General features: G+C 60.5%; 19 protein-coding genes. 11 read left to right on the top strand and 8 right to left on the bottom strand.

Annotated features, from left to right (window positions below):
• Nucleotides 1-12: 12 nt before the first annotated feature.
• A complete protein-coding gene (locus M9827_RS15580) occupies nt 13-762 on the top strand; it encodes a sulfite exporter TauE/SafE family protein (RefSeq protein WP_250606088.1) in 750 nt (249 codons plus the stop codon).
• Here the strand turns inward: M9827_RS15580 and M9827_RS15585 are convergent.
• Nucleotides 752-1,606 carry a LysR substrate-binding domain-containing protein gene (locus M9827_RS15585; protein WP_026000633.1) on the bottom strand — a complete coding sequence of 285 codons (855 nt, stop codon included), beginning with the start codon at nt 1,604-1,606 and terminating at the stop codon, nt 752-754. The two genes, M9827_RS15580 and M9827_RS15585, sit on opposite strands and share 11 nt — an antisense overlap.
• A 97-nt stretch (nt 1,607-1,703) precedes the next feature.
• Here M9827_RS15585 and M9827_RS15590 point away from each other — a divergent pair, with 97 nt between their 5' ends.
• Nucleotides 1,704-1,925 (top strand): DUF1127 domain-containing protein, encoded by a 222-nt coding sequence (locus M9827_RS15590; RefSeq protein ID WP_123453015.1) that lies wholly within the window; start codon nt 1,704-1,706, stop codon nt 1,923-1,925.
• Nucleotides 1,926-1,989: 64 nt separating this feature from the next.
• Nucleotides 1,990-3,216 (top strand): winged helix-turn-helix domain-containing protein, encoded by a 1,227-nt coding sequence (locus M9827_RS15595; RefSeq protein WP_250606089.1) that lies wholly within the window; start codon nt 1,990-1,992, stop codon nt 3,214-3,216.
• A gap of 132 nt (nt 3,217-3,348) precedes the next feature.
• On the opposite strand, the gene M9827_RS15600 is transcribed toward M9827_RS15595, so the two are convergent.
• Nucleotides 3,349-4,695 (bottom strand): class II 3-deoxy-7-phosphoheptulonate synthase, encoded by a 1,347-nt coding sequence (locus M9827_RS15600; RefSeq protein ID WP_250606090.1) that lies wholly within the window; start codon nt 4,693-4,695, stop codon nt 3,349-3,351.
• Nucleotides 4,696-4,848: 153 nt separating this feature from the next.
• On the opposite strand from M9827_RS15600, the gene M9827_RS15605 reads away from it, so the two are divergent.
• Complete coding sequence (locus M9827_RS15605) at nt 4,849-5,604, top strand: spermidine synthase (RefSeq protein WP_250606091.1); 756 nt, start codon at nt 4,849-4,851, stop codon at nt 5,602-5,604.
• Between the two features lie 132 nt (nt 5,605-5,736).
• Here M9827_RS15605 and M9827_RS15610 read toward each other — a convergent pair whose 3' ends face one another.
• Complete coding sequence (locus M9827_RS15610; RefSeq protein WP_250606092.1) at nt 5,737-6,528, bottom strand: crotonase/enoyl-CoA hydratase family protein; 792 nt, start codon at nt 6,526-6,528, stop codon at nt 5,737-5,739.
• Between the two features lie 423 nt (nt 6,529-6,951).
• Here M9827_RS15610 and M9827_RS15615 point away from each other — a divergent pair, with 423 nt between their 5' ends.
• Entirely contained in the window at nt 6,952-8,625 is a 1,674-nt protein-coding gene (locus M9827_RS15615; RefSeq protein ID WP_250606093.1) for a DEAD/DEAH box helicase, read from the top strand.
• A gap of 166 nt (nt 8,626-8,791) precedes the next feature.
• Here the strand turns inward: M9827_RS15615 and M9827_RS15620 are convergent, their stop codons facing one another.
• Nucleotides 8,792-9,559, bottom strand: coding sequence for a DODA-type extradiol aromatic ring-opening family dioxygenase (locus tag M9827_RS15620; RefSeq protein WP_250606094.1), 768 nt, complete (start codon nt 9,557-9,559; stop codon nt 8,792-8,794).
• A gap of 103 nt (nt 9,560-9,662) precedes the next feature.
• Here M9827_RS15620 and M9827_RS15625 point away from each other — a divergent pair, with 103 nt between their 5' ends.
• The gene (locus tag M9827_RS15625; protein WP_250606095.1) at nt 9,663-10,319 is read left to right on the top strand and encodes a thiopurine S-methyltransferase; all 657 of its coding nucleotides are present in this window, start codon (nt 9,663-9,665) and stop codon (nt 10,317-10,319) included.
• Nucleotides 10,320-10,428: 109 nt separating this feature from the next.
• On the opposite strand, the gene htpX is transcribed toward M9827_RS15625, so the two are convergent.
• Both htpX and M9827_RS15635 read right to left on the bottom strand, forming a co-directional pair.
• On the bottom strand, nt 10,429-11,316 hold the full coding sequence (gene htpX / locus M9827_RS15630) for a protease HtpX (RefSeq protein ID WP_007908619.1): 888 nt from the start codon (nt 11,314-11,316) through the stop codon (nt 10,429-10,431).
• A 303-nt stretch (nt 11,317-11,619) separates the two neighbouring features.
• A complete protein-coding gene (locus tag M9827_RS15635; RefSeq protein WP_007908620.1) occupies nt 11,620-12,831 on the bottom strand; it encodes a pyridoxal phosphate-dependent aminotransferase in 1,212 nt (403 codons plus the stop codon).
• 224 nt (nt 12,832-13,055) lie between these two features.
• On the opposite strand from M9827_RS15635, the gene msrB reads away from it, so the two are divergent.
• From msrB to M9827_RS15650, 3 genes are all read left to right on the top strand, one after another.
• Complete coding sequence (msrB, locus tag M9827_RS15640; RefSeq protein WP_250606096.1) at nt 13,056-13,451, top strand: peptide-methionine (R)-S-oxide reductase MsrB; 396 nt, start codon at nt 13,056-13,058, stop codon at nt 13,449-13,451.
• Between the two features lie 107 nt (nt 13,452-13,558).
• Nucleotides 13,559-14,044, top strand: a complete 486-nt coding sequence (locus M9827_RS15645) for a glutathione peroxidase (RefSeq protein ID WP_007908624.1) — start codon at nt 13,559-13,561, stop codon at nt 14,042-14,044.
• Nucleotides 14,041-14,502 (top strand): MarR family winged helix-turn-helix transcriptional regulator, encoded by a 462-nt coding sequence (locus tag M9827_RS15650; RefSeq protein WP_250606097.1) that lies wholly within the window; start codon nt 14,041-14,043, stop codon nt 14,500-14,502. Before M9827_RS15645 ends, M9827_RS15650 begins: the two co-directional genes overlap by 4 nt.
• Here the strand turns inward: M9827_RS15650 and M9827_RS15655 are convergent.
• Complete coding sequence (locus M9827_RS15655; protein WP_250606098.1) at nt 14,486-16,807, bottom strand: hybrid sensor histidine kinase/response regulator; 2,322 nt, start codon at nt 16,805-16,807, stop codon at nt 14,486-14,488. The two genes, M9827_RS15650 and M9827_RS15655, sit on opposite strands and share 17 nt — an antisense overlap.
• Before the next feature lie 166 nt (nt 16,808-16,973).
• Here M9827_RS15655 and M9827_RS15660 point away from each other — a divergent pair, with 166 nt between their 5' ends.
• Both M9827_RS15660 and msrC read left to right on the top strand, forming a co-directional pair.
• The gene (locus M9827_RS15660; protein WP_250606099.1) at nt 16,974-17,864 is read left to right on the top strand and encodes an ATP-binding protein; all 891 of its coding nucleotides are present in this window, start codon (nt 16,974-16,976) and stop codon (nt 17,862-17,864) included.
• Nucleotides 17,861-18,343, top strand: a complete 483-nt coding sequence (gene msrC, locus M9827_RS15665) for a free L-methionine (R)-S-oxide reductase MsrC (protein WP_250606100.1) — start codon at nt 17,861-17,863, stop codon at nt 18,341-18,343. The genes M9827_RS15660 and msrC overlap by 4 nt, the downstream gene beginning before the upstream one ends.
• Here msrC and M9827_RS15670 read toward each other — a convergent pair whose 3' ends face one another.
• Nucleotides 18,344-21,289, bottom strand: coding sequence for an HD domain-containing phosphohydrolase (locus M9827_RS15670; RefSeq protein WP_250606101.1), 2,946 nt, complete (start codon nt 21,287-21,289; stop codon nt 18,344-18,346).
• Nucleotide 21,290: the final 1 nt, after the last annotated feature.

Below are 21,290 nucleotides of genomic sequence, written 5' to 3' on the forward strand. Positions count from 1 at the left end.
AGGAATTCGGCTGTGATGGAGTTTTTGTTGTACCTGCTGTTCGGCGCCGCCCTTGGCACACTCGGCGGCATATTCGGCATAGGTGGCGGTTTGATTGCTATCCCGTTGCTCGGTGTCTGGTTTGGCCTCGATCAGCAGATTGCCCAAGGCACGGCGCTGGTCATGGTGGTACCCAACGTGATGCTGGCGCTGTGGCGCTATCACCAACGCAATCGCATCGAACTGCGGCATGCGCTGCCCCTGGCGGTGATGGGCTTTTGTTTTGCGTGGATCGGTTCGATCTGGGCGGTGGGCATTGATGCGCAAACCATGCGCATCGGCTTTGTCGCGTTTCTGGTGGCGCTCTCGGCGTACAACTTGCTGAAGATGTTCGGCAAGCCACCTGCTGCGACTTCCGAAATGCGTTATTCCTGGCCATGGCTCGGCGTGCTTGGCGCGGCGTCCGGGACCATGGGCGGATTGTTCGGTGTCGGCGGTGCGGTGGTCGCGACGCCGGTGCTGACCAGCCTGTTCGGCACCACGCAAGTGGTCGCTCAGGGCTTGTCGCTGGCGCTGGCTTTGCCCAGCACCGGCGTGACCTTGGTCACCTACGCGGTGCATCACGAAGTGGACTGGATGATCGGCCTGCCGTTGGCCATCGGTGGTCTGGCGAGCATCAGTTGGGGGGTGAAAGTCGCCCACGCCATGCCGGAAAAACGCCTGCGCTGGCTGTTCTGCGGTTTCCTGGTGCTGTGTGCGGTGATGCTCGCGTTTAAAGTTTGAAGCCTTCGACGATGTGCTCGGCCAGGCACTCGGTGATCGGCGACGGATTGTTCAGGTTGCGGATCAGCATGATGCTGGCCTCGGGCAGCAGCGGCAAATCTTCGGCGGCGCCGAGAATGCGCATGTCCGGGGTGATCAGGCTTTCCAGTTGCGCAGTGATCGCCAGACCCGCGCTCACCACCGCCATCAGCGCCGAGAGGCTGGTGCTGTTGTAGGCAATGCGGTAATCGCGACCCATCGCATCCAGCGCGTTACACGCCCACAAACGGCAGAAACAATCACTGTTGAACATCGCCAGAGGCAGTGGCGTTTGTTCGTGGGCGCTGAAATTCTGCGCCTCGGCCCAGACAAAACGCTCCTTGCGCAGCAACTGGCCGATCTCGTTGCCCGGCTCGCGGGTGACGATCGACAAATCCAGATCAGTGCGCTGCAACAGTTGTTTGGTCGATTCGCAATGCACTTCGATCTGGATCAGCGGATAGAACTGCGCGAACCGCGACAGGATCCCCGGCAGAAAACGCATCACGTAGTCATCCGGCGTGCCGATGCGCACGGTGCCGACCATGTGCGGCTCGCGCAAGGTGTTGAACACTTCACTGTGCAGCTTGAGGATGCGCCGCGCGTATCCGAGCAGCACCTGGCCTTCAGCGGTCAGGCGCACCTGGCGTCCGTCGCGCTCGAACAACTGCCGCTGCAACACGTCCTCTTCCAGACGCTTCATCTGCATGCTCACCGCCGACTGTGTGCGGTTGACCATTTCGCCGGCGCGGGTGAAACCGCCCTGATCAGCGATGGCGACGAAGGTGCGCAGGACATCGGTATCGATACTGGGGTAGGCCGACAATTGATGAATCTCCGTGATGCATGCCATCAGAAACATTCGTTGGATTGATCTTAGCGCCGGCGCGAGACTTGAGCCATCCACAAAAGGAGGCAACACGATGAAAGGTCAAAGAGAGTATGTAGATGACGCAAAATTTTCCGGCCACGGCCATATCGTTTCCGACCTGCTGCACAAGTTTAGCCGCTGGTACGAACTGCACCGTGAACGCGAGTTGCTCGCCAGTCTGAGCGACGAGGCGTTGAAGGACATCGGCGTCAGTCGTGCCGACGTCGAGCACGAGGCCGTGCGGCCGTTCTGGGATGACCCGATGCATAAATGATGAGCAGAGCGCTACACAAACCAACTTCCGGTGAGGTAGGTTGCGAGCAGACAAGGAGATGCTCATGCCCGCGACTCTGGCCTTTTCCCTCAAACAGGCGCGACGACTGGCGCTGGCTGCCCAAGGGTTCAACGGGCGCCAGCCGCCAACCGTCAAGGCGCCGCACGTCAACCGGCTGATCGAACGGCTGGGCCTGCTGCAAATTGACTCTGTCAACGCTGTGGTGCGCTCGCACTACCTGCCGCTGTTTTCCCGCTTGGGTTCCTATCCCTCTGAATTGCTCGACCAGGCTGCCTGGAGTTCGGGGAGTCGTCGCACGCTGTTCGAATACTGGGGGCACGAAGCCTCGTTGCTACCGATGTCGATGTATCCGTTGCTGGGCTGGCGCATGCAACGGGCCAGGCGTGGCGAGGATATTTACCAGCAGCTGGCCAGATTCGGTCGCGAGCAGCAGGACGTGGTGCGTCGGGTCTTGAGTTCCGTTGAAGAGCAGGGTGCGTTGGGCGCCGGCAGCCTCTCGACCCGTGAAGACAAGGCTGGGCCATGGTGGGACTGGAGCGCGGAAAAGCATGCGTTGGAGTGGCTGTTCGCGGCAGGCGAAGTGACGGTGGCCGGGCGGCGTGGTTTTGAGCGTTTGTATGATTTGCCTGAGCGGGTGATTCCCTCCTCGATTCTGCAACAAGCGTTGCCGGATGAGGCCGAAGCGCAGCGTGGCTTGCTGCTGCACGCGGCACAGGCCTTGGGTGTCGGTACTGAAAAAGACCTGCGTGATTACTTTCGCCTGAACCCGGCGGATGCACGGCCACGTCTGGCGGAACTGGTCGAGGCCGGGCAGTTGCAGATGTGCGAAGTCGCCGGTTGGCGGCAAATAGCTTATTGCCTGCCGGCGCCGAGCGTCCCGCGCAAGGTCATGGCCAGTGCGCTGTTGTCGCCATTCGATTCGTTGATCTGGGAGCGCAATCGCACCGAGCGTTTATTCGATTTCCGTTACCGGCTGGAGATTTATACGCCCCAGGACAAACGGGTTTACGGCTATTACGTGTTGCCGTTCTTGCACAACGAGCGGATTGCCGCGCGGGTCGATTTGCGCGCCGAACGGGCGGCAGGGCGGTTGGCGGTGCATGCGCTGCATGAGGAAGAGCCGGGGCTGGATGAGCAGGGGATGCTGGCGCTGGCGCTGAATTTGCGGCAGATGGCGGACTGGTTGGGGCTTGCGCGGGTGCAGTTGAATTGTCAGCGCGAGAGTGCGGCGCGGTTGCGGGTGGCATTGGCGCAGATTGGGGGCGACTGACCTGACGCCATCGCTGGCAAGCCAGGCTCCCACAGTGTGTGCGTCGTACATATATTTTGTGATCGACGCGATCACTGTGGGAGCCTGGCTTGCCAGCGATGAGACCAGTTAAAGCGATAAAGATGTCGAATCTTAGCGGCGAACCTGCTTCAGGGTTTCGGCAATCAGAAACGCCAGCTCCAGCGACTGATCGGCATTCATCCGTGGATCACAATGCGTGTGATAGCGGTCCGACAACCCGTCTTCAGTAATCGGCCGCGCGCCACCGATGCACTCAGTGACATTCTGCCCGGTCATCTCGATGTGAATGCCGCCGGCATAACTGCCTTCTGCTTCATGCACCTGGAAGAACTGCTTCACCTCGCCAAGGATCTGTGCAAAGTCGCGGGTCTTGTAGCCGCTGCTCGCCTTGATGGTGTTGCCGTGCATCGGGTCGGAGCTCCACAGCACTTGCTTGCCTTCGCGCTGCACCGCGCGGATCAGCGCCGGCAGGTGATCGCCGACCTTGTTTGCGCCCATCCGCGCAATCAGGTTGAGGCGCCCCGGATCGTTGTCCGGGTTGAGTACGTCGATCAGGCGGATCAGGTCATCGGGGTCCATGCTCGGGCCGACTTTCACGCCAATCGGGTTGTTTACCCCGCGCAGGAATTCGACATGCGCGCCGTCGAGCTGACGAGTGCGGTCGCCGATCCACAGCATGTGCGCCGAGCAATCGTAGTAATCGTTGGTCAGGCTGTCGCGACGCACGAAGGCTTCTTCGTAGTTCAGCAGCAGCGCTTCGTGGGCGGTGAAGAAACTGGTTTCGCGCAGTTGCGGCGAGCTGTCCATGCCGCAGGCGCGCATGAACGCCAGGGTTTCATCGATGCGGTCGGCGAGATGACTGTATTTTTCTGCCAGCGCCGAGTTGGCGATGAAGTCCAGGTTCCACTTGTGCACCTGATGCAGGTCGGCAAAACCGCCTTGGGCGAAGGCGCGCAGCAGGTTCAGCGTCGCGGTGGACTGGTGATAGGACTGCAGCAGGCGCTCCGGATCCGGCGCGCGGCTCTTTTCGTCGAAGCCGATGCCGTTGACGATGTCGCCCCGGTAGGCCGGCAGCGTCACGCCACCGATGGTTTCATCGTTGGCCGAGCGTGGCTTGGCGAACTGACCGGCCATGCGCCCGACCTTGACCACCGGGCAGCCGGCGGCGAAGGTCATGACGATCGCCATTTGCAGCAACACTTTGAAGGTGTCGCGAATCTTTGCCGCAGAGAATTCGGCAAAGCTTTCCGCGCAATCGCCGCCCTGCAGCAGGAATGCCCGGCCCTGGGTCACTTCGGCAAACTGCCGGCGCAGCTCGCGCGCCTCACCGGCAAACACCAGTGGCGGATAACTGGCCAGGGTTTGCTCGACCTGGCGCAGATGCGCAGCGTCAGGGTATTGGGGTTGTTGCTGGATCGGCAGGGCGCGCCAGCTGTCAGGGCTCCACGGTTGGCTCATCACGGTCTCTAATTGGTTCTACGCACGGGAAGCCCATGGTAGCAGCAATTAGTGCGTGACCTGCTCCTGCCCCATCGCCGACAATCGCCGCTTTGCCACGGCGCTACAGCGGTGCCATCGCGTCACCGCGCCCGGTGACCATCAGGAGACGAAATGACTGAGGAGCGCGTCGAGCATCTGCTCGCCGAAGTACAGGATGAGTTCGGCGTGATTCGCGTGCTGGAAGTGGCCGATTACCGCTTTCTGGAGTTCGGCGATGCGATCGAGCAGAGCTGCGTGTTCACCGCAGACCCGAGCTGGCTCGAATACGATTACACGCGGGCGATGCTGATCGGTGCGTTGTGCCATGAGCAGCCGGAAAGCGCGCTGTTTCTCGGGCTCGGCGCCGGTACATTGACCCAGGCCTGCCTCAAGTTTCTGTCGCTGGAAGACGTCGAGGCCATTGAACTGCGTCCGGATGTGCCGCGTTTGGCCATCGAATACCTTGGGCTGGACGATGATCCACGGCTATACATCCGTGTTGGCGATGCGCTGGAGTTGCTGCCGACGGCGGAGCCGGCGGATCTGATTTTTGTCGACCTGTATACCGATGTCGGTCCGGGCGTCGGGCATCTGGCCTGGAGTTTTCTCGGCGACTGCCAGAAGCGTTTGAATCCGGGGGGCTGGCTGGTGATCAATCAGTGGGCCACCGATGACGGCAAACCGTTGGGGGCCGCGTTGTTGCGAGGGCTCTATCATCGGCATTACTGGGAGCTGCCGGTGAAGGAGGGCAATGTGATTCTGATTGTGCCGGCGGACCTCGATCAGGCGCTGGACATGCAGGCGCTGACCGCCCGGGCCGAGGCACTGGCGCCACGGTTGGGGTATTCGTTGCAGTCGTTGATCAACAGCATTCGCCCGGCGACCTGAGGCATCTGTGATGGCCCCTTCGCTGGCAAGCCAGCTCCCACAGGGTTCGTGCCGTACGCAAAATGTCTGAACGACTCGGTCATTGTGGGAGCTGGCTTGCCAGCGATGGCGCCCCGACAGGCGCCATAATTCTCAGATCCCCTTGAATATGCCAGGCCGCCGCTCCACCAACGAGCGCACCCCTTCCTTGGCATCCTCACTGGCCAGTAACTTCTTCACCAGCGCCGGTAGTCCCTGCGCTGCCGCTGTCTCACCCTCATACCGCGCCTGCCGCGCCGACATCAACGTCGCCTGCACCCCCAGCGGCGCCTGTCGGGCAATCCGTTCGGCCAATTCGATCGCCCTTGGCAACAGGTCTTCACTGGCCATCACTTCCTGCACCAACCCCAGATGCAATGCATCGTGGGCATCAAACTCATCGCCGGTGAGCAACCAGCGCATCGCATTGCCCCATCCCGCCACCTGATGAAAACGTAAAGTCGCGCCCCCAAAAGGAAAGATCCCACGCTGCACTTCCATTTGTGCGAAGCGGGTATTGCTCGCACACAGGTTGATATCCGCTGCCAGCATCAGCTCGATGCCAATGGTCAGGCAATAGCCCTGCGCGGCGACAATCACCGGTTTGCTCACCCGTGGCCCGACGAAAACACCCCACGGATCGCAACCGCCGGTCGGAACCTGCCAGCCTTCGGCTAGGGCGGTGCTGGCATTCACCAGATCCAGACCGGCGGTGAAGTGTTCGCCGTGGCCGAACACCACCGCCACCCGCGCCTCGCTGTCCGCCTCGAACTCGCCGTAGGCCAGGCTCAGCTCGTTGAGCAGGTCGAGGTCGAACGCATTGCGTTTGGCCGCTCGATCGAGACCAATCAAGTGGACATGACCGCGACGTTCATGGCTGACGCGGCCGGGGCAGGGCTGATTCATGGCGAAATCCTCGGGCGGGAAGGGCGGGTGCAGCGACGGTATGCCGCACGTCGATGAATCGTTTTAGCGTCATCGCCCGCAGGGCCGGGCCTTTGAAAAATAGACCTTGGCGCGATTATCCGCAAAACCCCGTTACACAGCGGTGACACAGGTATTTTGACGATAAAAAAAGCTCCCTTTTTGGGCAAAATCCGGTATAGTGCGCGCCGGCCTTTAACCGGGCCGCGTTTAGGTAGCGCAATTTCCCGAAGTCAGCTTCGGCTGCACGTCCGCATAGCGGGCTCTTCCCGGACGATTCTTTTTTTCATTCATTCGTTTTCGCAAATCCCCGCCGACAAAGCTGCCAGGGCGACTCTTGAGTCTCAACACGGCATGCGCAGCTTTGGAGCATGGGTCTTTGCGGATGCACTTAGAGGCAGACCCATGACCCAGGAAACCGGCGGATTCGCCGCTTTTAATCTTAACCCGAATATTCTTGCAGCCGTCGCAGCGACCGGCTACGAAGAGCCTTCGGCGATTCAGCAGCAATCGATCCCGATCATCATGGCCGGCCAGGACATGATTGGCCAAGCGCAAACCGGTACCGGTAAAACCGCCGCGTTCGCACTGCCTATTCTGCACCGCATCGATCCTGCCAAGCGCGAACCGCAAGCCCTGATCCTGGCGCCAACTCGTGAGTTGGCGCTGCAAGTAGCAACCGCTTTCGAAACCTACGCCAAGCAAATGCCGGGCGTTACCGTTGTGGCCGTTTACGGCGGCGCGCCTATGGGCCCACAACTGAAAGCAATCCGTAATGGCGCACAGATCGTTGTCGCCACTCCGGGCCGTCTGTGCGACCACCTGCGTCGCGACGAAAAAGTTCTGTCGACCGTGAACCATCTGGTTCTCGACGAAGCTGACGAAATGTTGAAGCTGGGCTTCATGGATGACCTGGAAGTCATCTTCAAGGCTCTGCCAGCGACCCGTCAGACTGTTTTGTTCTCGGCTACCCTGCCGCAGTCGATCCGCGCCATTGCCGAACGCCACCTGCGCGATCCGCAACACGTGAAGATCCAGACCAAGACCCAGACCGTTACCGCGATCGAACAGGCTCACCTGTTGGTTCACGCTGACCAGAAGACTTCGGCCGTTCTCAGCTTGCTGGAAGTGGAAGACTTCGACGCTCTGATCATGTTCGTGCGCACCAAGCAAGCGACCCTGGATCTGGCCAGCGCCCTCGACGCCAAAGGCTACAAAGCCGCGGCGCTGAACGGTGACATCGCCCAGAACCAGCGTGAGCGCGTTATCGATTCGCTGAAAGATGGCCGTCTGGACATCGTTGTTGCGACCGACGTTGCTGCCCGTGGTCTGGACGTTCCGCGCATCACTCACGTGTTCAACGTTGACATGCCGTACGATCCGGAATCCTACGTTCACCGTATCGGCCGTACCGGCCGTGCCGGTCGCGAAGGCCGTGCACTGCTGCTGGTGACTCCACGTGAGCGCCGCATGCTGCAAGTGATCGAGCGTGTCACCGGTCAGAAAGTCGCTGAAGTCCGTCTGCCGGACGCTCAGGCCGTTCTCGATGCGCGCATCAAGAAACTGACCAACAGCCTGTCGCCGCTGGTCGCTGATGCCGAATCGACTCACGGTGAGCTGCTCGATCGTCTGACTGCGGACATCGGTTGCACCCCGCGTGCTCTGGCTGCTGCGCTGCTGCGCAAAGCCACCAACGGTCAAGCGCTGAACCTGGCGGCGATCGAGAAGGAACGTCCACTGGTGCCGAACAACGCACCGCGTGGCGACCGTCCTGAGCGTTCCGGTGATCGTCCTGATCGTGGTGACCGCGAGCGTCGCGCGCCAATGCCTTTGGGCGAAGGCCGTGCTCGTTGCCGTACCGCGCTGGGCGCGCGTGATGGTATCGCTGCGAAGAACCTGCTGGGCGCCATCCTCAACGAAGGCGGTCTGGCCCGTGAAGCGATCGGTCGCATCCAGGTGCGTGACAGCTTCAGCCTCGTCGAGCTGCCGGAAGATGGTCTGGACAAACTCCTGACCAAACTGAAGGACACTCGCGTTGCCGGTAAGCAGCTGAAACTGCGTCGCTACCGCGAAGATTGATCTGCCCTTGGGCTGATTGATCGAACATAAAAAAATCCCCGACTGGTTCGGGGATTTTTTTGCCTGCTTTTCAAGATCAAAAGATCGCAGCCTGCGGCAGCTCCTACATGTTGGAATCTGTTCACCTGCAGGAGCTGCCGAAGGCTGCGATCTTTTGCTTTTGCTTCTAGCCGAAGCGATAAATATCCATACCCAGCGCACCCATCGTGAAACCCTGATGCGCCACGCTGAACTCACCGCCCGCACCCCGGGCAAAATACAGCGGCAACAAATGCTCATCACTCGGATGGCTGCGCAGCGCATTCGGCGCCTGCCGGCGATAGTCATGCAGCGCCGCCTCATCGTCGGCCGCCAGTTTCTCGATCACCCAGTCACGGAAATCCCGCGCCCACGGCTCAACAATTTCAGGGCCAGCGTGCCAATCCAGTTCGCGCAGGTTGTGGGTGATGCTGCCGGAGCCGATCAGCAAAATGCCCTGATCGCGCAAATTCGCCAGCGCTTGCCCGACACGGGTTTGCAGCGCCGGGCCGCCGCGACTCGGCAGTGAGACTTGCACCACCGGAATATCCGCCTGCGGATACATCAGCGACAACGGCACCCAAACACCATGATCGAAGGGACGTTGCGGGTCGAGATGTGCCGGCAAATGCGCGGCTTGCAACAATTCGGCGATTTCGGCAGCCAGTTGCGGAGCACCTGGCGCCGGGTATTGCACTTCAAACAGCGCCCGGGGGAACCCGCCGAAGTCGTGCCACGTTTCCGGTTGCGCATGGCTGCTGACCAGCAGTTCGTGGCTTTCCCAGTGCGCGGAGACGATGACAATGGCTTTGGGTTTCGGTAATTCGGCGGCCAGGCGTGCCAGTGCCGGGCCGCTGGCGCCGGGCTCCAGTGCCAGCATGGGTGAACCATGGGAAATGAACAGGCTGGGCAACATGATGGGTTCCTGAGCGTTAAGATGGCTTCATCTTCGGTCAGATTATTGATCTAAATCTAATATAAGTTTTAACGCTTTTTGATCGAATTATTGGGAGTGATGCATGCAGCCGGAGTTTTGGCACAAAAAGTGGGCTTCGGGGCAGATTGGTTTCCATCTGCCTGAGGTAAACCCGAATTTACAGCGGCATTGGCCCGGGTTGGGGCTGCCGACAACCGCGCGGGTGCTCGTGCCTCTGTGCGGGAAAAGTCTTGATCTGGCGTGGCTGGCCGGGTGCGGTCATCAGGTGCTCGGTATCGAGCTATCGGAAAAGGCCATCGAGGACTTTTTCAGTGAGCATCAGATTCAGCCGCAGATCAGTGAGAGGGGCGCATTCAAGGTTTACCGTGGTGACACCATCGAATTGTGGTGCGGCGATTTCTTTGCGCTGACGGCCAGCGATGTGGCCGCTTGCGCCGCTTTTTATGACCGCGCCGCGCTGATCGCCTTGCCGGCGCCGATGCGTGAGCGCTATGCGGCGCATCTTCAGCAGATTCTGCCGCAGGGTATGCACGGGTTGTTGATTACGCTGGATTACGATCAGGCGCAGATGCCGGGGCCGCCGTTCGCGGTGGGGGATGATGAGGTGCAGCGGTTGCTGAGTGGTGCCTGGCAGGTGCAGGTGCTGGAACAGCAGGATGTGCTGGGGGAGAGCTGGAAATTCTTGCAGGCGGGTGTGACGCGCCTTGAGGAGCGGGTTTACCGGGTTTCCAGCCAATAGTTCTGTGCCAATAGTGCCAGCGATGGGGGCATCAGGAACAACCAATTAATCAAGGCAAAAAAAGGCCCCGCATCACTGCAGGGCCTTTTTCATGATTACGCCGGTTGTATCAACCGCGACGACGCAGGGCGTCGATACGCTCTTCCAGCGGCGGGTGGCTCATGAACATGCGGGCAAAGCCTTGTTTGATGCCACCGTTGATGCCAAAGGCGTTGAGGGTGTCCGGCATGTGCACCGGCAGGCCCTGTTCGGCGCGCAGACGTTGCAGTGCGCCGATCATCGCGCTGGTGCCAGCCAGGCGGGCGCCGGCTTCGTCGGCACGGAATTCGCGCTTGCGCGAGAACCACATGACGATCGCACTGGCCAGGATGCCCAGTACCAGTTCAGCGAAGATGGTCGCCACGTAGTAGGCGATGCCCTGGCCTTCTTCGTTCTTGAAAATGACCTTGTCGACGAAGTTGCCGATGATCCGCGCAAAGAACATCACGAAGGTGTTCACCACGCCCTGAATCAGCGCCAGCGTGACCATGTCGCCGTTGGCGACGTGACCGATTTCGTGGGCCAGCACGGCTTTCACTTCATCGGGCGAAAAACGCTCGAGCAGGCCCTGACTGACCGCGACCAGCGCGTCGTTCTTGTTCCAGCCGGTGGCGAAGGCGTTTGCTTCGTAGGCCGGGAAAATACCGACTTCGGGCATCTTGATCCCGGCTTCGCGGGACAGTTGCTCGACGGTTTGCAGCAGCCATTGCTCATGCCGGGTACGTGGCTGGCTGATGATCTGGGTGCCAGTGCTCATCTTCGCCATCCACTTGGAGATGAACAGCGAGAACAGCGAGCCGGCGAAACCAAAGACTGCACAGAAAACCAGCAGCTGACTAAGGTCGAGATCAACCCCGTTGGCCGCCATGAACCCGTTGAAGCCGAAAAGGCTCAGGGTGATGCTGGCTATCAGCACGACCGCCAGGTTAGTGGCCAAAAACAGCAGGATGCGCATCATGGTTGTAGAAATCTCCTCAAGCTAAAGATGTAGCGTACTGCGGGGTATATAAGGTGCCGCACCGGGCTATTCAACTGAGTGACTATTTCAAACTGTGTCCTACAGCGGATTCTTCGGTGCCCGGCACATTTCCCACGACAGATAACGATAGGGATGACGACCAGCCGCGACCCGTCGCCATTACGCTGGACGCAGGTAAACGGTACGAATCGCAAGTGTAGAAGGCGTGCGCGGACGCGGAACGCAGAAGTGTTGCTGAATCAGACAGTGCGCAACGTTTGGCCGTTGCGCACTGCTGGCCAGTTACTGGCGGTAGGACTTGAGGAAGTTGCCAATACGGCCGATGGCCATTTCCAGATCGTCGACGCGGGGCAGGGTGACCACGCGGAAGTGATCCGGCCAGGGCCAGTTGAACGCCGTGCCCTGGACGACCAGCAGCTTCTCGGAGAGCAGCAGGTCGAGGACAAATTTCTCGTCGTTGTGGATCGGGCAGACCTTCGGATCGATTTTCGGGAACGCATACAGCGCGCCCATCGGCTTGACGCAGCTCACGCCCGGAATGTCGTTGAGCAATTCCCAGGTGCGGTTGCGTTGTTCCAGCAGACGACCCTGTGGCAGCACCAGGTCGTTGATGCTCTGGTAGCCGCCCAATGCGGTCTGGATCGCATGCTGGCTCGGCACGTTGGCGCACAGGCGCATGTTGGCCAGCATGTCGATGCCTTCGATGTAGCTCTGGGCATTGTGCTTGGGCCCGGAAATGGCGATCCAGCCGGAGCGGAAACCCGCCACACGGTACGACTTCGACAGGCCGTTGAAGGTCAGGCACAGCAGGTCCGGGGCCAGTGACGCGGTGCAGATGTGCACGGCATCGTCGTACAGGATCTTGTCGTAGATTTCGTCGGAGAACACCACCAGGTTGTGCGCACGGGCGATTTCCAGCATGCCCAGCAACACTTCCTTCGAATACACCGCGCCGGTCGGGTTGTTCGGGTTGATGATCACCATCGCTTTGGTGTTCGGGGTGATCTTGGCCTTGATGTCGGCCAGATCGGGGAACCAGTCGGCCCCTTCGTCGCACAGGTAATGCACGGCGTTACCGCCGGCGAGGCTGACAGCAGCAGTCCACAGCGGATAGTCCGGGGCCGGCACGAGCACTTCGTCGCCGTTGTTGAGCAGCGCCTGTAGCGACATCACGATCAGTTCGGAAACGCCGTTGCCCAGGTAGATGTCTTCGATGCCGACACCTTCAACATTCTTCTGCTGGTAGTACTGCATCACCGCCTTGCGCGCGCTGAACAGGCCTTTGGAGTCGCTGTAGCCTTGCGCGGTCGGCAGGTTGCGGATCACATCCTGAAGAATTTCGTCCGGTGCTTCGAAACCAAACGGCGCCGGGTTGCCGATGTTCAGCTTGAGGATGCGCTGGCCTTCCTCTTCCAGTCGTTTGGCGTGCTTGAGCACCGGGCCGCGAATGTCGTAGCAGACGTTGGCGAGCTTGTTCGATTTGCTGAACTGCATGGCGATGTGATCCCGAAAATGAACGATCCAGGCGGCGGGTGGACAACCGTACTGGGATTCCTGCGTCTTCACACAGGCGGACGTCTTGAGCCGTGGCTCCCATAATCCGTTTGAATGCGCCCGGTCTGGCTGCCAGACTGGTGCGTGACGAGGCGCAATCATACGTGCCGCCCGATCCGTGGAAAAGGTACAGATCGGGCTTTTTCAGCCGCTGAGGTGTGATGATGGAAAAGTTGGAAAAAACCCTGGAAGAATGGCGGGCGATGCTCGACCCCGAGCAATACAACGTTTGTCGTCTGAGTGCGACCGAGCGCCCGTTCTCCGGCAAATACAACGACACCAAGACCGCCGGTGTCTACCACTGCGTCTGCTGTAATGAGCCGCTGTTCGATTCCACGACCAAATTCGACTCCGGCTGCGGCTGGCCGAGCTTCTACGCGCCAATTGGTGAAAGCGCGATGACTGAAATCCGTGACACCAGCCACGGCATGATCCGTACGGAAGTGAAGTGCGCGCGCTGTGATGCGCATCTGGGTCACGTATTCCCCGACGGCCCGCCGCCGACCGGCCTGCGCTATTGCATCAATTCGGTGTGCCTGGACCTGGTTCCACGCGCATAAACGAATGAAGGCGACCTTCGGGTCGCCTTGTTTTTCAAAAATTAAATTGCACGCAATTCAATTGCTCGCTATGTTTTTCTCTTCTTCCTGATTTCAGAGTGCCGACCATGAGCGACAACCTGCTGAATATCCCATGCACCACGATCAAAGGTGAGCAAAAGACCCTGGCCGATTTCGCCGGCAAAGCGGTGCTGGTGGTCAACACCGCCAGCAAATGCGGTTTCACCCCGCAATACAAAGGACTCGAAGAACTGTGGCAGACCTACAAGGATCAGGGCCTGGTGGTTCTGGGCTTCCCGTGCAATCAGTTCGGCAAGCAGGAGCCGGGTAACGAAGGGGCAATCAGTGAGTTCTGCGAGCTGAACTTCGGTGTCAGCTTCCCTCTGTTCAAGAAGATCGACGTTAACGGTGCCGATGCGCATCCGCTATTCGTACAGCTGAAAAAACGCGCGCCGGGCCTGCTTGGCTCCCAGGGCATCAAGTGGAACTTCACCAAGTTCCTGATTGGCAAGGACGGAAAACTGGTCAAGCGTTTTGCCCCGACCACCAAGCCGCAGGAGCTGAGCGGCGAGATCGAAGCCCTGCTCAAATGAACAGCTTGCCGGTCGATTCGCTGAAGCTCGACAACCAGTTGTGCTTCAAGCTCTACGCCGCCTCCCGGGCGGTGATTCGTGCCTACAAGCCGATGCTCGATCAGCTCGGCCTGACGTACCCGCAATATCTGGCGATGCTGGTGTTGTGGGAATGGCAGGACTCAGCGCCGGAGCATCCGACGGTCAAGGCGTTGGGCGAGCGCCTGGCACTCGACTCTGGCACGCTGACACCGTTGCTCAAGCGCCTGGAGCAGTTGCAATGGGTGCAGCGCCAGCGTTCAACGCGTGACGAGCGCGAAGTGCACCTGAGCCTGACATCGGCAGGCCAGGCCTTGCGCGAGCAGGTCGGGCCGCTCAAGGCCCGACTGCTGTGCGACAGCGGGGTGGATCTGGATCGCCTCAATGAATTGCGTGACGGCCTTGATCATTTGTTGGGGCAGATCAAGGCGCTGTCGTAGTCGGGATCCACTGATCGAGCAAGGCCGCCAGTTCTTCGCGGCGGAACGGCTTGGCCAGATAGTCGCTCATGCCGGCTGCGCGGCAGCGTTCGCGCTCCTCGGACATCGCATTGGCGGTCAGGGCGACAATCGGCAGCTGCGGCCAGCGCCCGCTCTGACGGATCTGCCGGCTGGCTTCGTAACCGTCCATCACCGGCATGTTGCAGTCCATCAGCACCAGATCGAATTCGTGATACTCCAACTGATCCAGCGCTTCGGCACCATGGGCGGCGACGATGACTTCGCAGCCCAGTTTGCCGAGCATGCCTTTGGCCACCAGTTGATTGACCGGATTGTCCTCGACCAGCAACACCCGCCCGCGCCTTACCGAGGGGGATGTTTCGAGCTGTGCATCGTTAATGGCGACCACATCCGGTTGCAGGGTGCGCCGCAGGTTCTGGTAGAGCGCATTACGCGCCAACGGTCGTGCCTGTTGCTGCAAGGGCGCCAGCGCGGCCGCTTCTTCGCTGGGCAGGAAACTGCCGTAGGCGGTCACCAGCAAAATCGGCGCACCGAGGGTCGGGCGCAAGCCGAACAGACACTCCGGACAATCGGTGATCACCACGTCCGGCGTCAGGCCCAGCAGCGAGTCGTCGATGGTGCGCTGCTCATACGTCAGTCCCCAGACCGGCAGCAGGCTCTGCAACAGTTCCGCCAGTCCACTGCTGGCAGCGGTGATGGCGAGGATTTTGCCGGGCAGCGGTGCCGGCACCAGTGCGCGGGTATGACACGGCAGTGGCAGCTCGGCACAGAACTGACTGCCGAACCCGGTCTCGGAACTGATGGTCAGGCGCCCCTGCATGGCTTCGCAAAGGTTGTAGGTCAGCGCCAGCCCCAGTCCGGTGCCGCCGTACTGACGAGTAATGCCGGCGCCCGCCTGAGTGAACGGCTGGAAGATCTTCAACTGCGCATCCTGGGCGATGCCGATGCCGGTGTCGCAGACCTCAATGCGCACGCCTTCCTTGTAGGTCGACAAGCGCACATCCACCCGACCGAACCGGGTGAACTTCAGGGCGTTGGACAACAGGTTGCTGACGATCTGCCGCACGCGGGTGGGATCGCCCAGCACCAAAGCCGGGAAGTGCGGATCGATCAGGCAGGTCAGCTCGACGCTCGGCGCGGCGTTCTGCGACAGCAGGTTGGCGGTGTCTTCGATCAACGAGCCCAGGTCGAACGGAATGTGCTCAAGCTCCAGTTGCCCCGCATCGAATTTCGACAGGTCGAGAATATCGTTGAGCAATTCGACCAGCACTTTGCCCGAGTCGTGGGCGATCGACAGTTGTTGCTGCTGTTCGGCATTCAACGGGCCGTCGAGTGACAGCGCGATCATCCCTAACAAGCCGTTGAGCGGCGTGCGGATCTCGTGGCTCATGTTGGCGAGGAACGCCGAGCGGGCCTCGGCCATTTCCAGGGCGGTGCTGCGCGCGACTTCGAGTTCCTGGTTGGACTGACTGAGCCGGGCGTTGATTGCCTTGAGTTCGGCAGTGCGCGCCGAGACGATGTTTTCCAGTTGCCCGAGGTAGTCGGTCAGGCGGTTTTCGGCGTTGCGTCGCTGCTGGATCTCGGTGGCAATGTTCTCGAATTGTTGATTGGCGACTTTGACCAGCACGCCGATTTCATCATTGCCATGGCCGGACGGGCATTCCAGCGTGGTTGGCTCGGCGCTGCGCGGGTCGCGCCCGCTGAGTTCGCGGATCACCCGCACCAGCGGTTTGGTCAGCATCACGTAGAACAGCGCCAACAGGATGCCGGTGAGAATCAGGCTGCGCGCGAACCCGTTGAGCAGGGTCACCTCGGCGCGGCGCAGGAAGCGGCTGCCGAAGGCATAGGTGTCGACCTCGAGGCTTAACACGCCCAGCGATTCATTGGGCAGATGATCCAGATACAGACGGTCTTCGAATTGGCGCTTGGCGCCGAACAGGAAGTCGCTGATCACTCGATAGCCGCTTTGCAGTTCCGGACGTTTGACGCTGGCCAGCACCGTATTGTTGTTGTCGATCAGTTGCGCAGAAATGATCGCCGGTGAGCGCAACAGGCCCAGAGTCAGTTCCTGCGCCAGTTCGGCGTCGATGTTGTAGGCGATCCGTGAGGCCGGGTTATGGCTGATTTCCAGCAATGACAGGATTTCACGGTTGATGGAGGCGTCTTCACTGGCATAATCGATGCCGATTTGCAGCAGGCTGAGCAGCGTGCCCAGAATGAACCCGACCAGCACGGTAAGCCTGGCTTGCTTGTAAGACAGCCGGTGGGTGAATTTGATATCCATGGGGTGTTGAACCACTTCCGTTTCCCTTCGCTGCTCAAGCATAGTCGATCATGTATGGATACCGAGGTTCCCGAATCGCCTTGTAACAAGGCTTGGTAGGGTGATTTTTATCTGTGTGTCGTCGCAGTATCGCCATCATCACTGTGAACGTGCCCGAGGAGAAGACGTGGATTCCCGATTGAATGCTTTTCTTGAACGCGCCGAGTCGGTTCTGGCGCGGATTGAACCGTTGTTGCCGGCACCACGGCCGGCGATCGACTGGGGCACTTGTCTGGCGGCGCGTTGGCAGCGCGACGGGCGCAGCGGCTATCTGCTGCCGCTGGAAGTCAGCCTCGACATGCGCCTGTCTGACCTGATCGGTGTTGACCGTCAGCTCGAACAACTGGGGCGCAACACCCAACAGTTTCTTGATGGCATGCCGGCCAACCACGCGTTGCTCTGGGGTTCGCGCGGTACCGGCAAGTCTTCGCTGGTGCGGGCCTTGCTGGCGGAACACGCCGCCGCCGGCCTGCGCCTGATCGAGATCGAGCGCGATCATCTGGCGGATCTGCCACGGGTGGTCGAGCAGATCGGCAAACTGCCACAACGCTTCGTGCTGTTTTGCGATGACTTGTCGTTCGAATCCGGTGAAGGCGATTATCGCGTCCTCAAAAGCGTACTCGACGGCTCGCTCGAGCAGGCCCCGGACAACGTCTTGCTGTACGCCACCTCCAACCGCCGCCACCTGGTGCCGGAAAAGGAGAGCGATAACGAAAACTGGAAACGCGTCGACGGCGAACTGCACCCCAGCGAAGCCGTTGAAGACAAGATCGCGCTGTCGGACCGTTTCGGTCTGTGGCTGTCGTTCTACCCGTTTACTCAAGAACACTTCCTTAACGTCGTCGAGCACTGGATCGGCCAATTGGCGGCCAAGGCCGGTCTGAGCTGGCAGCGTGACGAAGAACTGGACATCCTCGCCGTGCGTTGGGCCACCGGCCGCGGTAATCGCAATGGACGTTGCGCGTACCAATTCGCCCGTTATTGGGTGGGACTGAAATTGTTGGAGCACAAGGCATGATTGATTTGCAACAAAGCGGCCAGGGCCTCGAAGGCTACGGCATGTTGGCCGCACAACTGGAATCGCTGCTGGCGGACGAGCGCGATTTCATCGCCAACGCCGCGCAGTTTTCGGCATTCCTGTTTAACCAGCTCGAGGACCTGAACTGGGCGGGTTTTTACCTCAATCGTAACGAAGAGCTGGTGCTTGGTCCGTTCCAGGGGCAGATCGCCTGCGTGCGTATTCCGTTTGGCCGTGGTGTGTGCGGTGCGGCGGCGGCCACTCTGCAAACCCAGCGGGTTGAAGACGTGCACACGTTCCCGGGGCATATCGCCTGTGACAGCGCCTCGAACAGCGAGCTGGTCGTGCCGTTGGTCAAGGACGGTCGCCTGATCGGTGTACTCGACCTCGACAGCCCGAAACTTTCGCGTTTCGGCGTGCAGGATCAGGCCGGTATCGAGCAACTGGCGGCGATTTTCCTGCGTCTGACCGACTGCTGATCACGCAGTGAGGCCAGCCTTTTGCAACAGGCTGGCCGGATCCACGCTGTCGATCTGCACAGGATCGAGAAAGCGCTCGGCGTACTGCAGGTAAACGCCTTCGTTGATGAACAATCCAAACAGCGGCGCATCGATGTGCGACTCGCGGCACATGGTGGCCATGATCGCCAGGGCCTCGCTCAGGGTTTTGGCTTTCTTGTACGGGCGATCGGCCGCAGTCAGCGCCTCAAAGATATCGGCAATCGCCATCATCCGCGCCGGCAGGCTCATCTCCTCACGCTTCAGGCGTTTCGGGTAACCGGTGCCGTCCATTTTTTCATGATGACCGCCGGCGATTTCGGCAATGCTGTCGAGGTGGCCGGGGAAGGGCAGGTGGCTGAGCATCATGATCGTCTGCACCATGTGGTGGTTGATCACGTAACGCTCCTCGCGGGTCAGGGTGCCACGGCTGATGCTCAGGTTGTACAGCTCGCCGCGATTGTATTTGTGGCGCGGCACATCCAGTTTGAAGCCCCATGGATTGTCTTCGGGGATCAACTCGTTCGGGTCGCGTTCGAGCAGGTGTTCGGGCTTGTCCGCCAATAGCTTTTCACTGATCGGCAAACTCGGCGCCGGCGTGCGCGCCTGACGCCGGTTCTCTTCCCAGGATACGCCCAGGCGGTCATCAAGGGTGCGCAGCCAGGTCCGTTGCGCCAGATGATCAAGCCGTCGCAAATCCGCTTCAGCCATCGCTTCACTGCCCAGATTGCAGCGCGCGACGAACGCAAAATCGTCGTCCAGCGCCGTCAGTGTGGCGTCGCGCAGTTCGGCCAATGCTGTCTCATCGCCCCCCAAGGCGCGCGCCTGCCAATAGCTGATCCAGGCATCACGCTTGAGCACTTCGAAACGCGTGCGGATCTCGTGGATGCGGTCGTTGATGGTTTCCAGTTTGGTCGCCTTATCGACCACGTATTCCGGCGTCGTCACCTTGCCGCAGTCGTGCAGCCACGCCGCGATATGCAGGGCTTCCCATTCATCCTCGCTCGGTTGGTAGGCACTGAACGCCGGTGCCTGACTGGCCGCTGCCGCCTGGGCGAGCATCAGCGTCAGCTCTGGCACGCGCTGACAATGGCCGCCGGTGTACGGGCTCTTGGCGTCAATCGCGCCGGCGAGCAATTGAATGAAGGCATCGAGCAATTGCTTCTGGCGGGCTTGCAGGCGCTGGCTCTCGATGCTCACCGCCGCCGCACCGGAGACGGCTTGCAGGAACGCGATGCGATCAGGGCGCAGCTTTTCCAGATCGGCCGCCGTGCCGCTGTCGTTCACCAGCAGAATCAGCAGGCCGATGGTTTCGTCGTGGCGGTTGTGCAGGCGGATGCCGATCAGGTGGACACGCGGTGATTGCATCGCCAGCAGGACTTTCTGCAGATCGCCGGCCTGCTCGAAGCCGAAGTTGCTCACCACGTTGTTGGCGCTGACCAGCTGTCTGAACCATGCCGGACCTTTGCTCTGTTGCAGGTCGTGGCCCTGAATGTCGAACGCCTTCAGGGTCTGTGGCGCGCCATCGATCACCAGTCCGTAAGGCTCCATGCGGCTGCTGTCGCTTTCACGCAGATAGATCAGCCCCGCCTGTGCCTGAGCAATCTGCACCGTTTCGAACAGCACCCGCTGCAGCAGGGAGCCGAAACGGGTTTCGGCGCCGAGGGTGTCAGTGATCCGGAAGAAACTCGCCAGGGTGTCTTTCATCCGTGCCATCGACACGCTCAACTGGTCGACCTCAAGCACCGGCGAACGGCGTGCCAGCGGAAAATTGAAATCGAAGCTGCGAATCGCGTCGGCTTCCTTGACCAGCGCATGCAGCGGCTTGACCAGCACCCGCGAGATTACCCAGCCCAGCGGCAGGCACAGCAACAGGGTCGCGAGGGTGATCAGCGCGCCTTGCCAGCGCAGGCGGTAGGCATCGACCAATAACTCGTCTTCCGGCACCAGCAGCGCCAATTGCAAGCCATTCGGCCCTCCTTCCTGAATGCTGCTGCGGGCGACAATCCACTGCCGCCCCTCGGCTTTCAGGCGATTGCCGGTGTTCGGGCCTGACAGCAGCGCGTGCAAGCCCGGACTCAGATCCGCCGCTTTGGCCAGGTGCGTGGTGCTGCCGTCGACGATCAGGCGCTGGCTGTCGGGGTAGGCCACGGCATTGCCTTCGGCATCGAACAGGGCGATGTCGGTGGACGGTGTGACGACATGTTTGCTCAGCGCGGCGGACAGGGCGACCAGCGTCAGGTCCGCGCCGATCACGGCGTTCTCGCCACTGCGGCGAGCCAGCGTCGTGCCGACATTGTGCGTGGAGAAAAACACGTAGGGCTCGGTGGTGATCTGTTCGTCTTGTTGACGGGCATCGTTGAACCACGCACGGCTACGCGGATCGTAACTGTCGTCGGGGTTGTCCTGACGGCTGATCAGCGTCAGAGCCTGATCGAAGAACAGCGATTGCGAGTGCAGCGTGCCCTGCGGGTCATGCTCGATACTCCAGACCTGGTACGCCGCCGCTTCAGGGGCCTTGAGCAGTGTCTTGAGCGCCGCGCTGCGCAGCGGGCGCACCATGAAAAAGTCGCCATTGGCATAACCCAGGTACAGCGACGCGAGGTTGGGATTGTCGCTGAGCGACTGGCTGAACGGCCGGAGCAAGGGCAGGCGTTGTTCAAGGCGTGTGCCCTGAGTGGCGGGGTTGTCCGCCAGCAAACTCAGCAGGTGGCGGATTGGCTGATAGGTCGCGGACATGTCCAGCCGCACGTCCTGTTCGATCCGTTCGAACAGCTTTTCGCTGCTCGAGAGGATGATCTGCGTGGTCTGATGGTAATTGAACAGCCCGAGCACGACCCCGGTGAGCAGCAACAGGAAGGTGAACATGACGCTGATGTGCACATGCAGCGGAAACCGGCGTTGCTCCGGGCGCAGTGGGCTGGGCATT

The sequence above is a fragment of the Pseudomonas sp. AKS31 genome (assembly GCF_023634765.1).
Lineage (GTDB): Bacteria > Pseudomonadota > Gammaproteobacteria > Pseudomonadales > Pseudomonadaceae > Aquipseudomonas.